Below are 18,710 nucleotides of genomic sequence, written 5' to 3' on the forward strand. Positions count from 1 at the left end.
AACTCTCCGGCCGCATGCGCGCCGGCACTCCCTCCCTGATCGATGCGTCGTCGCTCATCCTGATCCTGGACGTCTCGCGCAAGCTCGCAGCGCCGTGCGATCTCACGGAGCTGCTCGAGCTCATCATCAAGACGGGGCGGGAGGTGATAGGCGCCGACCGCGGGAGCGTCTTCCTCTACGACGAGGAGGCCAAGGAGCTTTACTCCCGTGTCGCCACGGGCGAGGCCCAGATCCGCGTCAGCATCGACAAGGGCATCGCCGGGGAGTGCGCGCGCAAGCGCCAGACCATCCTCGTCGACGACTGCTATTCCGACCCGCGGTTCAATCAGGAGATCGACCGCCGGACGGGGTATCACACGAAATCCCTCATCACGGTGCCGCTCATCGGGCTCGACGACAAGCTCGTCGGCGTGCTCCAGATGCTGAATTCGAAGGCGGACCACTTCGGCCCGGACGAGCGCGACGTGGCGGAGCTGCTCGCGGCGCAGGCGGCCGTCGCCGTGCAGCGCACGCTCCTGCTCGAGGAGCGCATGATCAAGCTGAAGCTCGAGCACGATCTCACGATCGCGCGCGACATCCAGCAGAACATCCTCCTGCGGCGGCTGCCGCGCTGCCCCGGCTATTCGCTGTCGGCGTTCAGCAAGCCGGCGGACGACACGGGCGGCGACATCTACGACGTCATCCGTCTCGACGAGCGCGCGGACATGTCGCCGATGATCCTGCTGCTCGCCGACGCGGCCGGCCACGGCATCGGCCCCGCCCTCAGCGTGACCCAGTTCCGCGCGATGCTCCGCATCGGCCTGCGCCTCTCGGCCGACATGGACGCGCTCATGCACCACGTGAACCAGCAGCTCCTCGAGGACCTGCCGAACGACCGCTTCATCACGGCGTTCCTCGGCGTCCTCGACCCGACGACGCACCAGCTCCGCTTCCACGCGGCCGGGCAGGGGCCGCTGCTCCACTACCGGGCGGCCGAGGGCCAGGTCGTGTGGCGCGATCCGTCGACCGTCCCGCTCGGCATGTTCAAGGATCTCGACCTGCCCCCGACGCCGCCCCTCGTGATGGCCCCGGGCGATCTCCTCGTGCTGCTGACCGACGGCTTCTACGAGTACCAGGACGCCGCCGGGCAGGTGTTCGGCAAGGAGCGCGTCGGCGACCTCATCCACCGCCTGCACGCGCGCCCCACGTCCGACATCCTCGGCGCGCTCCTCGCCGAGGTCCGCCGCTTCGCCGGCTCGGCCAAGCAGATCGACGACCTGACAGCGCTGCTCGTCAAGCGCGACGCCTAGAGCAAACCCGAGCGGGGCTCACCCGGAGCGGGGCCCACCCGCACAGGAGACGGGCCCAGATCGGCGTCTTCGGCGCACAGGCGTACTCCAGTACGCCGAGCACCGAAGACGCCGAGGTGGGCCCGTATCCGAAGCGGGTGGGCCCCGCTCTTCCCCTCTCCCCGTCCTTGCGCTAGCTAGGCCGCGATGAGCGCCGCCGCTGCCGCCCCTGTCAACGCCCCCTCCCCCTTCCCCGGCGATCCGCCGGTCGACCCCGCGCTCGCGCAAGCGCACAAGCTCTCGGCGAGCGAGTGGGAGCGCGCGCGCGAGCGCCTCGGGCGGCAGCCGACGTTCACCGAGCTCGGCGTGCTCAGCGTGATGTGGAGCGAGCACTGCTCGTACAAGAGCTCGCGCGTCCACCTCGCCCGGCTGCCCACGACCGGCCCGCGGGTCATCCAGGGGCCCGGCGAGAACGCGGGCGTCGTCGACATCGGCGACGGGTTCGCGGCCGTCTTCAAGATGGAGTCGCACAACCACCCGTCGTACATCGAGCCCTACCAGGGCGCGGCCACCGGCGTCGGCGGCATCCTGCGCGACGTCTTCACGATGGGCGCGCGCCCCATCGCGAACCTCGACTCGCTCCGCTTCGGCCGGCCGGAGCACCCGCGCACGCCTCAGCTCTTGCGCGGCGTCGTCGCGGGGGTCGGCGGCTACGGCAACTGCATCGGCGTGCCGACCGTGGGCGGCGAGCTCTTCTTCGATCGCGCCTACGACGGCAACATCCTCGTCAACGCCTTCACCTGCGGCGTCGTCCGCTCCGACCGCATCTTCTACGGGCGCGCGAGCGGCGTCGGCAACAACGTGCTCTACGTCGGCGCCAAGACGGGGCGCGACGGCATCCACGGCGCGACCATGGCCTCCGACGAGTTCTCCGAGGGCGGCCCGAGCCAGCGCCCCACGGTGCAGGTCGGCGATCCCTTCATGGAGAAGCTCCTGCTCGAGGCGTGCCTCGAGATCTTCGCGGAGGACCTGCTCGTCGGCGTCCAGGACATGGGCGCCGCGGGGCTCACCTCGTCGTCGGTCGAGATGGCGGGCCGGAGCGGCAGCGGCCTCGACCTCGACCTCGACCTCGTGCCGCGGCGCGCGGCCCGGCTCACGCCGTACGAGATGCTGCTGAGCGAGTCGCAGGAGCGCATGCTGCTCGTCGCGAAGCCCGGGTGCGAGGCGCGCGTCATCGAGATCTGCACGAAGTGGGAGCTCGACGCGGCGATCATCGGCAAGGTGACCGACACCGGCCGGTGGGTCGTGCGCGCCACGCCCGGCTACGACCCGCTCGGCGGCGCGGCCGCCGGCGTGGCCCGGAACCCGGTCGTCGTCTGCGACCTGCCCGTGGATTTCCTGACCGACGCGGCGCCGAAGTACGACCGCCCGCAGCGCGACGACGCCTCGCTGCCGGCGCGCCGGGCGTTCGACCCGCGCTCCCTCCCGGCGCCGGCCTCGTGGTCCGCGCTCTTCCTCGAGATGGCGGGCTCCCCGAACCTCGGCTCGCGCGCGTGGGTGTGGCGGCAGTACGACCAGATCGTGCGGGGCGGCACCGAGGTCCGGCCCGGCAGCGACGCGGCGGTGGTGCGCGTCCCCTGCGAGAAGGACGGCCAGCGTCACCAGAAGCTCCTCGCCTTCTCGAGCGACTGCAACGGGCGCCTCTGCGAGCTCGACCCGTTCCAGGGCGCGGCGATGGCGGTGGCGGAGGCGTGCCGCAACGTGGTGTGCGCCGGCGCGGAGCCGATCGGCCTCACCGACTGCCTCAACTTCGGCAACCCGGAGCGGCCGGAGATCATGCGGCAGATCGCGCTCGCCATCGACGGCATGGCGGCGGCGTGCCGCGCGCTGTCGGTGCCCGTCGTGAGCGGCAACGTGTCGCTCTACAACGAGACCGACGGCCGCGCGATCCTGCCGACCCCGACGGTCGCGGTGGTGGGGCTCATCGCGGACGCGGGGGACGTGCTGCGGGCCTCGTTCCCCGCCGCGGGTCTGACCGTGCTGCTGCTCGGCGATCCGCGCGGCGGCCCGCTCGGCGGCTCCGAGTACGTCGCGCGCCACACGGGCGAGGTGAAGGGGCCGCCCCCCGCGCTCGATCTCGACCGCGAGGCGCGGCTCCAGGGGCTCTGCCTCGCGCTCGCGCGCTCGCGGCCGCAGCTCCTCCGGAGCGCGCACGACGTCTCGGAGGGCGGGCTGGCGATCGCCCTCGGCGAGTGCTGCGCCGCCGCCGACGATCCCGCGGCGCTGGTGGGCGCGCGGGTGCGGCTGCCGGGCGCGCCGGACGGCGGCGCGCCCGAGCCGCTCGCCGAGGCGCTGTTCGGCGAGGCGCCGAGCCGGATCGTCGTGAGCGTCCGGCCCGAGGACGCGGCCGAGGTCGCGCGGCAGGCCAAGGCGGCGGGTGTGCCCTGCACCGAGCTCGGCACGACCGGCGGCGACCGGCTCACCATCGACGCGGGCAGCGGCGAGGGGATCGACGTCGAGCTCCGCGCCCTGCGCGAGGCGCGCGATCGGTGCCTCGAGCCGATCGTGGGGCGATAGCTGCGATGGCCCACAGAGGGCGCCAGCGGAATCGGTCCCGCGATTCCGCGGTTCCGCGCGCTCGCGCGGCGCCTTCGCCTATACTTGCAGCATGAAACGCTGGATCCCGCTCGGGCTCATCGCCGCCGGCGCCGTCCTCGGCGCGGCGGCGCTGCTGCTGTCGCCCTCCGAGGAGGAACGGATCCGCGACCGGCTCACCCAGCTCGAGAACGCGGTGCGCATCGACGACGGCGAGCGGAACCCGCTGGTGCGCCACGGCCGCATTCGCGGTGAGTTCGCCGAGATCTTCGCGAAGGAGGCGAGCGCCCGCATCGCCGAGATCGGCGACAGCCTCCGCGGCCGCGACGAGCTCGCGAACGCGGCGACCCAGGCAGCGGTCGTCTATCAGACCGCGGAGGTGAGCCTGGGTGGCACGGAGATCCAGGTCGATCCGGCCGGCATGACGGCGGAGGTGACCGCGACCGCGACGGTCACGGGCGCCCGGCATGGACAAGAGGTCCGGCGCGACGAGCTGCCCGTGGTGCTGCGGCTCGAGAAGATCGACGGCGAGTGGAAGATCGTCTCTGCCACCGTCCACCCCAGGCACACCCCCGGCGACGACGGCCGCTGACAACCGCGCTCAGAGCCGCTGACAACCGCGCTCAGACTCGAGGCGCAACCGGCCACGAGCTTCGCGGCGTCCAGCCGAGGCATCCCCTCAGATTCTTCGGAGAATTCACAGGGAGACGGGGAGACGGGGAGGCACTCTTCGAACACTCCCTGTCTCTTCGCCTCCCTGTTCAAAGTTCCCGCTGAAAAAGGCTGTAAGAGGAGGGGGTCCTCAGGGCGTCGAGGGCCCGCCAGGGAAGCGCTCGTGCGCACCAAAAAAGAAAGGCCGGTCGGGAAGAACCCGCCGGCCTGAGGCCCGCTTTCGCGGACCCACCGGGACCGCACAGGCGCGCTGGTGGAGGGGAGTCCACCGGAGTCCTGGAGAGGCCCGCGATCAGAAGAGATCAGAAGTCAGAAGAGAGAAGTCAGGAAAGCAATACGAAGCGCAATCAAGTAAAGAGCGAAGATAAAGCGAAGACGGGCGGAAGACTAAGACAATCCGAGAAGCCAGTCAAACCGAAAGATGAAGCTGAAGCGAAGTGCAAACCGGAATCGAACGGGCAAGCTCAAGCGAAGCAGGGGAGAAGCTGAAGCGAAGCGGTAAGCAGGGTCAACATCGAGAGCGGCACAACAGATAAGAAAAGCTCAGACCGAGGTCTGACAAGCTGGTCATGCTAAGCCAACGCAACGGGCGACGCGCGTCGCGCGTGCCTCGACCATCCCTCCTTAATCGCCTCGTAAGGCGTCTGTCGTCACGTGAACCGAAGCTGTCCGCCGGCACCCGGCGACAAGTCAATCAAGGAGCCCGATACCGCAAGGGCCATGGCATTCGGGTGACGGCGGGGTCGCGATCGCTCGGCTAGCGCCGCCGATCACCTCGCTTGGCGTCCCCCCCGAAGACCGGGGCAGCATTGCGAAGGTTATGCCAGGGGTCGCCCCCTTCGAGTCCCCATGAAACAGGACGACGAACAGGGGCGACATCTGGTGGATACATAGAGCAACCGGCGGGCCAACGGCGAAGGGGCCGCGGTCCTGGCGCCCAGCAGCCAAAATTGCCGCTGAAACCCTCCCTCCGAGGCGCGCGCGCGACCCCGGAGGCCTGCACCGGTCATACATTTCCGCAGGGACTGGTCCGATCCAGGGATGGGTTCAGATCCAGAACGCAAATACTACCTGGACATGAATATGTTCATCCTCGAGCCGCTGGACGCCCCGCATTGCACCGTGGAAGCGAAGAAGTGCAATAGGGCAGGATGACTGCCACCGACGCTTTGCGTCGTATCTCGACGGCGTACTCCCCCCGCCAAAGGCGCAGCGCGCTACGCGGCGCAGCCCGCAATACGCAGCGCGGCGCGCAGCTCACCGCACATGGGCGCAGCGCATGGCACATAGCGCAGCGCATGGCACATAGCGCAGCGCACGGCACACAGCGCAGCTCGCGGCGCACAGCGCAGCTCGCTGGGCTACCTGCAGCCGGCCTCGATCAGCGGCTCCACCACCCGGGCGATGTTCTCTTGGGGCGCGGAGAATCTGTGGCGTTCGAGCCTCCGCAACGCGCCCAGGAACCTCGGCCAGCTGCCACCGCAGGTCGCGAGCAGCGCCCGGAGCTCCGGAGTCCCCGAGTTGTAGACACGGAACTGCACGAGCGACGCGTTGTTGATCGGACGCCGCGCCCCGATGTCGGCCTTGAGCCGGGCGAGCACCGCGTCCTTCTCCGCCCGCTTCTCGGCGTCGGGCGCCGGGGACGCATACAGCCGATTGAGGTGGACGTAGGCCGCGTGCAGCGCGCGCGTCCGCACCTCGCTCCTCTCCATCTCCCTCATGTAGGCCGTCTTCTCCGCGGAGAAGGGGCCCACCCGCTCGTCCAGGTAATGCTTGGTGAGCTCGTCCCCGACGAAGCTCGCGAGGCTCTCGTTCAACCTCGTCTGCCCCTTCACGTACAGCGTCGCGTGCAGCGACTCGTGGAGCACCACGTTGGCGAGGTCGCCGAGCGCCTCGTCCCCGTCCGAGATCATCGTGGACAGGACCGGATCCTCGAGCCAGCCGAGCGTCGAGTAGGCGCCCGCCGGACGCACGTCGACGTCCCAGCCGGCCGCCTTGAGCGGCGCCGCGAACGCCTTGGCATCCTGGAGATCGAACCACCCCATGTAGGGGACCGTACCCACGATAGGAAAACTCCATGTCTTCGAGCGGAACCGCAGCGGCTCACACGCGCTCACCACCCAGACCGCGGCTGGGCGATCGAGCTCGACATACGTCCTGTAATTGCCGGTCGGGGTCAGCCCGTGGCGCTCCCCGAAGCGCTTGATGTGCGGGACCTCGCGCAGCAGCGCGCGCGTCCGCCACGGCTTGCGGGCGTCGAAGGCGGCGTCCTCGAGCGACTCGGCGCGCCAGGCCATCGAGAGCTGGCCGACGCCCGCCTGCGCGATGTAGCGGACCTGGGTACACGATGCGAGCAGGAGACAGAGCGCGACGAGCCCCGCGGCGGCGCAGACCAGGCGCGCCGCGGAGCGAGGGCGCGACACGGACCACGAGCGCGCGGCGCCGCGACGGGCGCTGGCCGCAAGCCTTTCGCTCATCCTTAGCTGATAGCTGGCCGCGCGGGCTTAACAAGCTCTTCCGCGCAATGGACGCGCGCCCCGCGCGCCCCACCGGCACGCGGGGGGCGCGCGGGCGCGCCCGACAGATCAGGACGGCAGCGCCGCCCCCCACGAACTGAGCTGCACGGCCGGGACGATCGGCGCGCGTTCCCGCAACGAGGGCTCCTCCGTGGCATACAGGGGCTCGCGTGCGAGGGGGTAGTCGCGTGGAGCCCCGTTCGCCAGCACCATCTGGATGGCGCCGAGGTGCCCGCTGCGGAACGCGGCGGCCGCGCACGCGAGATAGAACTCCCACGTCCTCATGAAGGCGCCGTCGAAGCCGGTGACCCGCTCGATCTTCTCCCTGTTCTCCAGGAAGTTACGGCGCCAGCAGCGCGCCGTGAGCGCGGAGTGTCGCCGCAGGTTCTCCGCGTCGAGCACGTCGAGGCCGCGCGCCGAGGCGCGCGTCGCCATCCCCTCGAGCGAAGGAGGCCAGTACCCCGGGAAGATGTGCTTTTGCAGGAAGGGGTCAGTCCGCGACGACTCCTGCTCTCTGGTGACGCTCTCGAGCAGGCACACGCCGCCCGGGGCGAGCAGCGCCTTCACCCTGTCATAGAACACCTCGATACGGCGCTCGCCGGCATGGCACATCGAGCCCAGGGAGACGAGACGATCCCACCGCGGCTCGTCCTCGAGCTCGTCGCAGCTCATCACGCGGACCTCGACCGGGAGCCGCCGCGCCGCCGCCTGCTCGCGGATGTACCTCGCCTGGTTCTCGCAGAGGGTGATACCGAGGCACTGCACCCCGTACGCCTCCGCGGCGTGGAACATGAGGTGCCCCCATCCGCAGCCGAGATCCACGAGCCGTTGCCCGCGCCGGAGCGCGAGCTTCCGCGCGACGAGGGAGATCTTGTGCGCCTGCGCGTCGTCGAGCGTCTCGCCCGGAGAGCTGAAGTAACCGCACGACGTCTGGAGGCGCCTGTCCAGGTAAAGAGGGTAAAAGTCGTTGCCTAGCCCATAGTGACGCTCGACGGCGAGCCTCTCGCGCTTCGCCGCCCCGGAGAGCAGCCCGAGCCGGAGCGCGTCGAGCACGCCCGAGAGGCCGCGGTCGAACGACGACGACGCGGGCACGAGGCGCGGCAGGCGCGCCTCCACGGACCGCGCGAGCTGGAACAGCCCGGCGAGCGAGTCCTCGAGATCTCCCTCGAACGTGACCTCGCGCCGGACATACGCCTCACCGAGGCCGAGCGTGCCCCGGAACGCCGTCTCGCAGAGCGACCGACGCGTCCTGAACGTCACGGCGAACTCGGGCGCGCCCGCGCCGAAGCGCAGCCGCTCGCCGCCCCAGAAGCGCAGCTCGAACGGGGTCCCGCCGTGGCGCTCCAGCAGGCGCGACGCCGCTTCCTTGAACCGACGAGACCACGGCGGCATTTCGCCCTTCCTGACGATGAACATCGGACCCCCTCCGCGGCCCCCCGGCCGCCCGACGAGCTGACCCGAGCTGGGCTTTCCCGTCAAGCAACATGTCATCCATGCAAACGACATCACAGCGAGTCACGGAACGCCCACAGCGGCCGGCGGACACCCCGGACACGCGCTGTCGTCAGGGACAGGAGGAACGCAGTGGCTGGCTCGCTCATAACACCGTAGTGGTGTTCGGGAGAGTCCTGACAACATGCTCACATGTCCGGGATGTTTCATGTTCCAGGCGAAGGAGGGAAATCGGGAAGATGATTCGAATTTCTCCCTACCTTCCTGGTCGTGTTCCTGGTCGCGTGACGTACCCATCCCCTGTGTGCGCTGCGCCCCCTCGCGCCCGGTACGTGCCTGTGCTCCCTCGCGGCCGGGGCGCGGTCCGTGGTACGCACGCCGGCCCGTGACCACGCCCAGCGATCCTCCCGCCGCCCTGCGAGACCCGCCGCCGCCCGCGCGGCGCGCAGGGGAGGCCGGCAGCGGTGAGCTCGTGTTCACGCGCGTCGCGGGGCGCACCGTGCTCGAGAAGGCGCTCGCCAGGAGCCCGCTCAAGCTGCTCGCTCCGAGGAACCACGGGCAGGCAGCGTGGGTGTTCGTCGCGAGCTTCGGCGGCGGCCTCGTCGGCGGCGACGAGCTCCACCTCCACGCGCGCGTCGGTCGCGGTGCCGCCGCGCTGCTCAGCACCCAGGCCTCGACCAAGGTCTACCGCTCGCCCCTCGTCAGCCGCCAGCGCCTCGAGGCCGAGGTTCAAGCAGGCGGGCTCCTCGTCGCGATCCCCGATCCGGTCGTCTGCTTCGCGGGCTCGCGGTACGAGCAGGACATCGACGTCGCGCTCGCCGACGACGCGTCGCTCGTGCTCGTCGACGCGCTGTCCTCGGGCCGGAGCGCGCGGGGCGAGCGCTGGGCGTTCGACCGGTACGCGTCGCGCACCCGGGTGAGCCGCGGCGGGCGGGCCGTGCTGCTCGACGCGACGCGGCTCGATCCCGCGCACGGCGCGCTGCCCGAGCGCATGGGGCGCTTCGACGCGCTCGCGACGCTCGTCGCGCTCGGCCCGCGCGCCGCGAGCGCGGCGGAGGCGCTGCTCGCGCCGCGGCCGCCGCCCGAGCGGCGCGCCGAGCTCGTCGCGTCGGCCAGCCCGCTCCGGGGCGGCGGCGCCGTCGTGCGCGTCGCGGGCACGAGCGTCGAGCGCGTGGCCGGCTTCCTCCGCGGCGCGCTCGGCTTCCTCGCGGGTGAGCTCGGTGATGATCCGTTCGCACGAAAGTGGTAGCGTCGCGCCGCGCCGGCAAAGCCGCGCCGGCAAAGCCGCGGCGTCGCCGCGCCGGAGAGAGGGCGAACATGCACCTTGCGCCTCGTGATCTCGACAAGCTCGTGCTGCACGGCGCGGGCTTCCTCGCCCAGAAGCGCCTCGCGCGCGGGGTCAGGCTCAACTACCCGGAGGCCGTCGCGCTCATCGCGACGCAGATCCTCGAGCTGATCCGCGACGGCCGCAGCGTCGCCGAGCTCATGGACGTCGGCCGCCGCCTGCTCGGGCGCGCGCAGGTGATGGCCGGCGTCCCCGAGATGGTCGCCGAGGTCCAGGTGGAGGGGACCTTCCCCGACGGGACGAAGCTCGTCACCGTCCACCACCCGATCGCGCTCGAGCACGGAGATCTCGCGCTCGCGCTCCACGGCAGCTTCCTCCCCGTGCCCGACGTGTCGCTCTTCCAGCCCGCAGGTCAGGGAGAGGTGACGGCCGAGCCGACGCCCGGCGAGGTGCTCGTGAAGCCCGGCGAGATCGAGCTCTCCCCCGGCCGGCGGCGGCTCTCCCTCCCCGTGAAGAACCTGGGCGACCGGCCGATCCAGGTGGGCAGCCACTACCCGTTCTCGGAGACGAACCGCGCGCTCGAGTTCGACCGGACGGCGGCGGCGGGGATGCGGCTCGACATCCCCGCGGGCACCGCGGTCCGCTTCGAGCCGGGCGACGAGAGGACGATCACGCTGGTGCAGGTCGGCCCGCACGGGGCGGCGCACGCCGCGCGGGAGGAGCAGCAGGCATGAGCCACAGGATGCAGCGGCGGCACTATGTCGATATCTACGGGCCGACGGTCGGCGACCGGGTGCGGCTCGGCGACACCGGCCTCATCGCCGAGGTCGAGCGGGATCACACGTCCTACGGCGACGAGTGCAAGTTCGGCGGCGGCAAGGTGCTGCGCGATCGCATGGGGCAGATGCCCGGCGTCTCGAACGACGAGGCGCTCGACTGCGTCATCACGAACGCGCTCATCGTCGACTGGACCGGCGTCTACAAGGCCGACATCGGCATCAAGCGCGGCCGCATCGCGGCGATAGGCAAGGCCGGCAACCCGAAGGTGATGGCCGGCGTCACGCCGGGCATGATCGTCGGCGTGACGACGGAGGTCATCGCGGGCGAGGGCCACATCGTCACGGCCGGGGGCGTCGACGCGCACATCCATTTCATCTGCCCGCAGCAGGGATACGAGGCGCTCGCGTCGGGCGTCACCACGTTCGTCGGCGGCGGCACGGGCCCGGCGACGGGCACGAACGCGACCACGTGCACCCCGGGTGCCCGCCACATCTCGCTGATGCTGCAGGCGACGGACGTCCTGCCGCTCAACATCGGCCTCACGGGCAAGGGGAACACCTCGTCGCCCGAGGGGCTGCTCGAGCAGGTGCGCGCCGGCGCCGTCGGACTGAAGCTGCACGAGGACTGGGGGACGACCCCGCCCGCCATCGACTGCTGCCTCAGCTTCGCCGAGCACGAGGACATCCAGGTCACGCTCCACACCGACACGCTGAACGAGTCGGGCTACGTCGACGACTCCATCGCGGCGTTCAAGGGCAGGACGATCCACTCCTACCACTCCGAGGGCGCGGGCGGCGGGCACGCGCCCGACATCCTGCGCATCTGCGGCGAGCCGAACGTCATCCCGAGCTCGACGAACCCGACGCGCCCGTACACCGTCAACACGCTCGACGAGCACCTCGACATGCTCATGGTCTGCCACCACCTCGACCGGAACATCCCGGAGGACGTGGCGTTCGCCGAGAGCCGCATCCGCGGCGAGACCATCGCGGCCGAGGACATCCTGCACGACCTCGGCGCGATCAGCATCATCTCGAGCGACAGCCAGGCGATGGGCCGCGTCGGCGAGGTGATCACGAGGACCTGGCAGACCGCGCACAAGATGCGGGATCAGCGCGGCCGGCTGCCCGAGGAGCAGGGCGACAACGACAACTTCCGGATCCGCCGCTACGTGGCCAAGTACACGATCAACCCGGCCATCGCGCACGGCATGTCCCACGAGATCGGGTCGGTCGAGCCGGGCAAGCTCGCGGACCTCGTGCTGTGGCGGCCCCAGATGTTCGGCGCGCGCCCGGAGCTCGTCATCAAGGGCGGCCTCATCGCCTGGGCGCAGATGGGCGATCCGAACGCGTCGATCCCGACGCCTCAGCCGTACTACATGCGCCCGATGTTCGGCTCGCTCGGCGCGGCGGTCGGCGAGACGAGCATCGCGTTCGTGTCGAGCCGCGCCATGGACGAGGGGAGCATCCGCCGGCTCGACCTGAAGAAGCGCCTCTCGGCGGTCCGCCGGTGCCGCCGGATCGGCAAGGCCGACATGCGCCTCAACAGCACGCTCCTGCCGATCACGGTCGATCCCGAGACGTACGAGGTGCGGGCCGGCGGCGAGCTCCTCCGCTGCGACCCCGCGAAGATCCTGCCCCTCGCGCAGAGGTACAGCCTCTTCTGAGGCGGGGAGCCCGCTCTCGGCCGCTCCGCGCCTGCGGGTTCACCCTTCTCTCCGTCCGCTTCCGTCCGCTTCCGTCCGCTCCCCTCTGCTTCTGTCTGATTCCATCCGCGCGCATGAACAGGTGGCTCCTCCTCCAGCTCTCCGACTCCGCGTTCCCGGTCGGAGGGTTCGCGCACTCCGCGGGCCTGGAGGCGGCGGTGCAGCTCGGCGAGGTCGGACCCGGGAGCGCGCTCTCGTCGTTCGTCGCGAGCGCGCTCTGGCAGGTGGGCCTCGGCGCGCTGCCGCTCGTGCGGGCTGCGCACGAGCGCCCGCTCGACATCGCGGCCGTCGACGACGCCTGCGACGCCTTCCTCGTGAACCACGTCGCGAACCGGGCGAGCCGGACGCAGGGCCGCGCGTTCCTCGCGACGAGCGCGCGCGTCTTCCCCTCCGCCGAGATCCGCCGCCTCGACGCCGCCGTGCGGGCGCGGGAGGCGCTGGGCCACCACGCGCCGGCGTTCGGCGCGACCCTCGCGGCGCTCGGCGTCCCGCGCGAGGACGCGCAGGCCGTCTACCTGCACGCCTCGCTCCGCGGCGTCGTCTCGGCGGCGGTGCGCCTCGGGCTCATCGGGCCGCTGGAGGCACAGCGACTGCAACTCGAGAGCGCGCCGCTCCTCGACGCGGTGCTCCATGAGTGCGGAGATCACGGCGTCGACGAGCTCGCGCAGCCGGCGCCGCTCCTCGATCTCTTCGGGGCCACGCAGGATCGGCTCTACTCGCGTCTCTTTCAATCGTGAGGTGACAGCATGCACGACCCCGGCGAGCACGGGCACGGGCACAACGGCCACGACCACGACCACGACCACGACCACGACCACGACCACGACCACGTTCACGACCACGACCACGTTCACGGGGGCGGCCACAGGCACGCGCATGCGCACGGAGACGGGCACACGCACGAGCACGGGCACACGCACGAGCACTGGGCGCATCCGGGGCTCTTCAGCGAGCGGGATGCGCCGAAGGACCGCGATTTCTCGGCGCGCGCGTTCACGGTGGGGATCGGGGGGCCCGTCGGCAGCGGCAAGACGGCGCTCGTGCTCGCGCTCTGCCGCGCGCTGCGCGACAGGATGCCGCTCGGCGTCGTCACGAACGACATCTTCACCCAGGAGGACGCCGAGTTCCTGCACCGCAACAAGGCGCTGCCGCCGGAGCGCATCCGCGCGGTGGAGACCGGGGGCTGCCCGCACGCGGCGATCCGCGAGGACATCAGCCACAACCTCGTCGCGCTCGACGACCTCATGGATCACGTCGCGCCCGCGCTCCTCATCGTCGAGAGCGGCGGCGACAACCTCGCCGCCCAGTACAGCCGGGAGCTCGTCGACTACACGATCTACGTGATCGACGTCGCCGGCGGCGACAAGGTGCCGCGCAAGGGGGGACCGGGGATCACGCAGTCGGATCTGCTCGTCATCAACAAGACCGATCTCGCTCCGCACGTCGGCGCCGACCTCGGCGTCATGGAGCGGGACGCCCGGAGGATGCGGGGCGACGGGCCGTTCCTGTTCGCGCAGTGCAACCGGAGCCAAGGAGTCCCCGAGATCATTGACCACATCCTCTCCGCCATGCGCCGCGCGACCACCACGGCGCCTCCCGCGAAATAGGCCTCTATCGCGCGCCTCCCGCTGCGAGAAGCGCTCACGCTCCACAGGAGTCGGCATACCGGAGCACATCCGCGCCGGGCGCGCGGCGCCGTACCCTGTTAGAGGAGGGCAGCGGCAACGCCGCTTCGACTTCCGTTTCGCTGGAATACCGGTTCTATTGGACCGTAGGCGGACTTCGGACGGGTGGTAGAGGGCGGAGAGGGCTCCGCCGGGCGGAGCGGCTTCCACCACGACCGCCGCGGTCGCCACGCGATCACGGCAGCGCCGGATGGCGAGGCGGCGCGGCGCACCCGTTGGAGACGAGAGGAGGAGGCATCAGTGAGCCAGGCCCGACCCCATGTGCTGGTGGTAGACGCCGAGAAGAGGGTCCTCGACAGGCTCGCGCTCGAGCTGAACCAGGGCGGCTTCGACGTCACCTGCGCCGAGAGCGGGCTCGCGGCGATCGAGCTCGTCAAGGCGCGCCGCTTCGACCTCGTGGTCGCCGATGTGGGGGCGCTCGGCATGGAGGGCGCCGGGACCATCGCCGCGCTCAAGGCGCTCGGCCCGGACCTCGAGATCATCGTCGGCGCCCCGTGCTCGAGCGCGCAGGCCGCCGTGGAGTGCATCGAGCGCGGCGCGTACGACATGCTGGAGAAGCCCTACGACATCGACGACCTGAAGCGGCTGCTCGAGGCGGCGATGCTGCGCACCCACCTCGACGCCGTCGCGGCCGTCCACCAGGCGAGCGCCGCCCTGGTCGCGTCCCTGTCGCGGGACGACTTCCCCGAGCGCGCCGTGGATCTCGCGGCGAAGGTCGTCTATACGACGAGCGCGGCGCTCTCCCTGGCGCTCGATCAAGGGGCCGCCCTGTACCAGGCGGCCTCCGGCGCCGAGGTGTCCGCGGCCTTCATCGCTCGGCTCGCCGGGCGCATCGAGGGCGCGCTCGCGCCTGTCCGCCTGTCCGCGGACGACGCGCCCGATCTGCTCTGCACCGCAGAGGGCGATCGCTTCGGCGCCGCCATCGTCGCGCCGCTCCGCCTGGGCGAGAGCTCGTTTGGCGGCCTCGTGGTGCTCCGCGACGAGCGCCTGCCGGCGTTCACCAGCCAGGAGGAGCAGGCCATCGGCATCTTCGCGATTGAGCTCGCGCTCGCCTTTTACGGTCACAAGGTACGGCGCTCGCTCGGCCCCTGCGCCGCCTGACGCGCGCGCGGGATGGATGATGAGGCGCGCGGCCGCGCGCGGCGCTCGTCCGGGCCGAGATCTGCGGCGAGCGCCCGCAAATTCTTCGGCGATCGAGCTCAAGATTCCCTCTGGCGAACGCATTCGCACCCCACTAAAGGAGGGGAGCGATGAGCTCCACCGCTGCACCATCGACTCTCCCCGCCAGGGCCCAGCGCGCCGCGACCTTCTACCGGGACCTCGTCGGCAAGAAGATCGCGATGGCGCTGAGCGGCGTCATCTTCTTCGGCTTCGTGATCGGCCACATGACCGGCAACCTGCAGGTCTTCCTCGGCCGGGAGAAGATCAACGACTACGCCGCCTTCCTCCACGGGACGCCCTCCCTGCTCTGGGGGACGCGGATCGTCCTCCTCGCCTCCCTCATCGTCCACGTCTACACGGGCGTGACGCTCGCGCAGCACAGCCGCGCTGCCCGGCCGGTCCCCTACCAGGTGAAGGGGCAGCGGCGCCCGAACGTCGCCGCGCGGACGATGCTGCTGAGCGGCGGCGTCCTCGCCGCCTTCATCGTCTATCACCTGCTCCACCTGACGACGGGCACCGTGCACCCCGACTTCGTGCCGCTCGACGCCTACGACAACGTCGTGAAGGGCTTCAGCTCGGCGCCCGCGGCGATTGCCTACGTCGTGGCGATGGGCCTGCTCGCGCTGCACCTCTACCACGGCGCGTGGAGCATGTTCCAGTCGGTGGGCTTCAGCCATCCGCGCTACACGCCGGCGCTCAAGAAGCTCGCGGCCGCGTCGTCGATCCTGCTCTTCGCCGGCTTCTCATCCGTCCCGCTGGCCGTCCTGTTCGGCATCGTCCGCTGAGCCCGGAGCCTCCGTCATCATGCAGCTCAATGCGAAGATCCCCGAAGGTCCCATCGAGAAGAAGTGGGACCAGCACCGCTTCAACCTGAAGCTCGTCAACCCGGCGAACAAGCGGAAGTACACGGTCCTCGTCGTCGGCACCGGCCTCGCCGGGGGCGCGGCGAGCGCGACGCTGGCCGAGCTCGGCTACAACGTGAAGAGCTTCTGTTTCCAGGACTCTCCGCGCCGCGCCCACAGCATCGCCGCGCAGGGCGGCATCAACGCCGCGAAGAACTACCAGAACGACGGCGACAGCATCTACCGCCTCTTCTACGACACCGTGAAGGGCGGCGACTACCGCGCGCGCGAGGCCAACGTGTACCGGCTCGCGCAGATCAGCGTGAACATCATCGACCAGTGCGCCGCGCAGGGCGTGCCGTTCGCGCGCGAGTACGGCGGCGTGCTCGCGAACCGCTCCTTCGGCGGGGCGCAGGTGTCGCGCACGTTCTACGCGAGAGGCCAGACGGGGCAGCAGCTCCTCCTCGGCGCCTACCAGGCCCTCGAGCGGCAGATCGGCCTCGGCAAGGTGAAGATGTACCCGCGCACCGAGATGCTCGACCTCATCGTCATCGACGGCAAGGCGCGCGGCCTCATCACCCGCAACCTGATCACCGGCGCGCTCGAGACGCACCTCGGCGACGCGGTCGTCCTCGCGTCGGGCGGCTACGGCAACGTCTTCTTCCTCTCGACGAACGCGAAGGGGTCGAACACCACGGCCATCTGGCGGGCCCACAAGCGCGGCGCGCTCTTCGGCAACCCCTGCTTCACGCAGATCCACCCGACGTGCATCCCCGTCTCGGGCGACTACCAGTCGAAGCTGACGCTCATGAGCGAGTCGCTCCGCAACGACGGCCGCATCTGGGTGCCCGCGAACCCGGGCGACACGCGCCCGCCGGAGCTCATCCCCGATGGCGAGCGTGACTATTACCTCGAGCGCCGCTATCCGAGCTTCGGCAACCTCGTGCCGCGCGACGTCGCGTCGCGGGCGGCGAAGGCGGTATGCGACGAGGGCCGCGGCGTGGGGCCGACGCGGCTCGGCGTGTACCTCGACTTCTCGGACGCCATCCGGCGCCTCGGCAAGCCGGCCATCGCCGAGCGTTATGGCAACCTCTTCGACATGTACGAGCGCATCACCGGCGACGACCCGTACAGCGTCCCGATGCGCATCTATCCGGCCATCCACTACACGATGGGCGGGCTCTGGGTGGACTACAACCTGATGAGCACGATCCCCGGCCTGTACGTGCTCGGCGAGGCGAACTTCTCCGACCACGGCGCGAACCGGCTCGGGGCGAGCGCGCTGATGCAGGGCCTGGCGGATGGGTACTTCATCATCCCCTACACCATCGGCGATTACCTCGCGTCGACGAAGCTCGAGCGGGTCGACGACCTCCACCCCGCCGTGAGGGACGCCGAGCGCGACGCGAGCGCGCGGCTGAACAAGCTGCTCGGCGCGAACGGCTCACGCACGGCCGACTCGTTCCATCGCGAGGTCGGCAAGATCATGTGGGAGGCGTGCGGGATGGCGCGCAACGCGGCCGGGCTCAAGGGCGCGCTCACGCGGATCCCGGAGCTCCGCGAGCAGTTCCACCGCGACGTCCGCGTCTCGGGGACCGGCACCGGCCTGAACCAGGAGCTCGAGAAGGCGGCGCGCGTCGCCGACTTCTTCGAGCTGGCGGAGCTCATGTGTCGTGACGCGCTCGACAGGGAGGAGTCGTGCGGCGGGCACTTCCGCGAGGAGCACCAGACGCCCGAGGGCGAGGCGAAGCGCGACGACGACCGCTTCTCCTATGTCGCCGCCTGGGCATGGCGAGGCGAAGGTCAGGCCCAGGAGCTCCACAAGGAGCCGCTCCAGTTCAACGAGGTTCACCCCACGCAGCGGAGTTACAAATAATGCGCCTCACCCTCCATGTCTGGCGGCAGAAGGGCAAGTACGAAGCGGGCCGGTTCGTCACGTACGAGGTGCCCGACGTCAGCGAGCACATGTCCTTCCTCGAGATGCTCGACGTGCTCAATCAGCGGCTCATCCTCAAGGGTGAGGAGCCAATCGCGTTCGATCACGACTGTCGCGAGGGCATCTGCGGCATGTGCGGCTTCATGATCAACGGCCAGGCGCACGGCCCCCTCCGTGGGACGACCGTGTGTCAGCTGCACATGCGTCACTACAAGGACGGCGACGTGCTGTGGCTCGAGCCGTGGCGGGCCCAGGCGTTCCCGGTGGTAAGCGACCTCGCGGTGGACCGCAGCGCGTTCGACCGGATCATCGCGTCGGGCGGCTTCGTCTCGGTGTCGACGGGCAGCGCGCCGGACGCGAACGCGATCCCGGTGCCGAAGGTGGTCGCCGAGCGCGCCATGGACGCGGCGGCGTGCATCGGCTGCGGCGCCTGTGTCGCATCTTGTCCGAACGCGTCCGCCTCTCTCTTCACCGCGGCGAAGCTCACGCACCTGAACCTCCTGCCGCAGGGCCAGCCGGAGCGCGATCAGCGGAGCCTCAACATGGTCGCCCAGATGCGCGTCGAGGGCTTCGGCCACTGCACGAACGTCGGCGAGTGCGAGGCGGTCTGCCCGAAGGAGATCCCCCTCGACATGATCGCGCAGATGAACCGCGACTACCTGCGCGCGACGCTGGTCCACCGCGACGTGCAGGCCAAGGGCGGCACCGGCTGAGGCGCCGCGCCGCCGGCCTCGCCCGAAGCCGGCGGCGCCTCCCCTCCCTCCCCTCTCCTCGACAGCGCACGCTCTCCTCCCGCACGTCATGAACGGCGGC

At 70.6% G+C, this 18,710-nt stretch carries 14 protein-coding genes; 12 read left to right on the forward strand and 2 right to left on the reverse strand.

Going from position 1 to position 18,710, the window contains the following annotated elements; all coding sequences use genetic code 11:
* The first annotated feature begins 14 nt into the window (after positions 1-14).
* From WMF12_RS33800 to WMF12_RS33810, 3 genes are all read left to right on the forward strand, one after another.
* Entirely contained in the window at positions 15-1,289 is a 1,275-nt protein-coding gene (locus WMF12_RS33800) for a SpoIIE family protein phosphatase (protein ID WP_437852058.1), read from the forward strand.
* 186 nt (positions 1,290-1,475) lie between these two features.
* Entirely contained in the window at positions 1,476-3,845 is a 2,370-nt protein-coding gene (gene purL / locus WMF12_RS33805; protein WP_437852060.1) for a phosphoribosylformylglycinamidine synthase subunit PurL, read from the forward strand.
* A 91-nt stretch (positions 3,846-3,936) separates the two neighbouring features.
* Positions 3,937-4,455: a nuclear transport factor 2 family protein gene (locus WMF12_RS33810; RefSeq protein ID WP_437852062.1), complete on the forward strand. Its 519-nt coding sequence runs from the start codon at positions 3,937-3,939 to the stop codon at positions 4,453-4,455.
* Between the two features lie 1,441 nt (positions 4,456-5,896).
* Here the strand turns inward: WMF12_RS33810 and WMF12_RS33815 are convergent.
* Together WMF12_RS33815 and WMF12_RS33820 are read right to left on the reverse strand one after the other, a co-directional pair.
* Entirely contained in the window at positions 5,897-7,012 is a 1,116-nt protein-coding gene (locus tag WMF12_RS33815) for an aminopeptidase (protein WP_437740805.1), read from the reverse strand.
* A gap of 108 nt (positions 7,013-7,120) precedes the next feature.
* Positions 7,121-8,467, reverse strand: coding sequence for a class I SAM-dependent methyltransferase (locus WMF12_RS33820; RefSeq protein ID WP_437740806.1), 1,347 nt, complete (start codon positions 8,465-8,467; stop codon positions 7,121-7,123).
* A 421-nt stretch (positions 8,468-8,888) separates the two neighbouring features.
* On the opposite strand from WMF12_RS33820, the gene WMF12_RS33825 reads away from it, so the two are divergent.
* The 9 genes from WMF12_RS33825 to WMF12_RS33865 all read left to right on the forward strand — a co-directional run bounded on the left by WMF12_RS33825 (position 8,889) and on the right by WMF12_RS33865 (position 18,610).
* Positions 8,889-9,752 (forward strand): urease accessory protein UreD, encoded by an 864-nt coding sequence (locus WMF12_RS33825; RefSeq protein ID WP_437852065.1) that lies wholly within the window; start codon positions 8,889-8,891, stop codon positions 9,750-9,752.
* A 68-nt stretch (positions 9,753-9,820) separates the two neighbouring features.
* Entirely contained in the window at positions 9,821-10,522 is a 702-nt protein-coding gene (gene ureA, locus WMF12_RS33830; RefSeq protein ID WP_437852067.1) for an urease subunit gamma, read from the forward strand.
* Positions 10,519-12,234, forward strand: a complete 1,716-nt coding sequence (ureC, locus tag WMF12_RS33835; protein ID WP_437852069.1) for an urease subunit alpha — start codon at positions 10,519-10,521, stop codon at positions 12,232-12,234. The genes ureA and ureC overlap by 4 nt, the downstream gene beginning before the upstream one ends.
* Before the next feature lie 113 nt (positions 12,235-12,347).
* Positions 12,348-13,010: an urease accessory protein UreF gene (locus tag WMF12_RS33840; RefSeq protein ID WP_437740810.1), complete on the forward strand. Its 663-nt coding sequence runs from the start codon at positions 12,348-12,350 to the stop codon at positions 13,008-13,010.
* A 9-nt stretch (positions 13,011-13,019) separates the two neighbouring features.
* Complete coding sequence (ureG, locus tag WMF12_RS33845) at positions 13,020-13,880, forward strand: urease accessory protein UreG (protein ID WP_437852071.1); 861 nt, start codon at positions 13,020-13,022, stop codon at positions 13,878-13,880.
* A gap of 318 nt (positions 13,881-14,198) precedes the next feature.
* Positions 14,199-15,059, forward strand: coding sequence for a response regulator (locus WMF12_RS33850; protein WP_437740812.1), 861 nt, complete (start codon positions 14,199-14,201; stop codon positions 15,057-15,059).
* A gap of 149 nt (positions 15,060-15,208) precedes the next feature.
* On the forward strand, positions 15,209-15,904 hold the full coding sequence (locus tag WMF12_RS33855) for a succinate dehydrogenase cytochrome b subunit (protein ID WP_437740813.1): 696 nt from the start codon (positions 15,209-15,211) through the stop codon (positions 15,902-15,904).
* A gap of 19 nt (positions 15,905-15,923) precedes the next feature.
* Positions 15,924-17,837 (forward strand): fumarate reductase/succinate dehydrogenase flavoprotein subunit, encoded by a 1,914-nt coding sequence (locus tag WMF12_RS33860; RefSeq protein ID WP_437852073.1) that lies wholly within the window; start codon positions 15,924-15,926, stop codon positions 17,835-17,837.
* Complete coding sequence (locus WMF12_RS33865) at positions 17,837-18,610, forward strand: succinate dehydrogenase/fumarate reductase iron-sulfur subunit (protein ID WP_437294365.1); 774 nt, start codon at positions 17,837-17,839, stop codon at positions 18,608-18,610. The genes WMF12_RS33860 and WMF12_RS33865 overlap by 1 nt, the downstream gene beginning before the upstream one ends.
* Positions 18,611-18,710 lie beyond the last annotated feature (100 nt).

It is taken from the genome of Sorangium sp. So ce363 (assembly GCF_051520435.1).
Lineage (GTDB): Bacteria > Myxococcota_A > Polyangia > Polyangiales > Polyangiaceae > Sorangium > Sorangium cellulosum_B.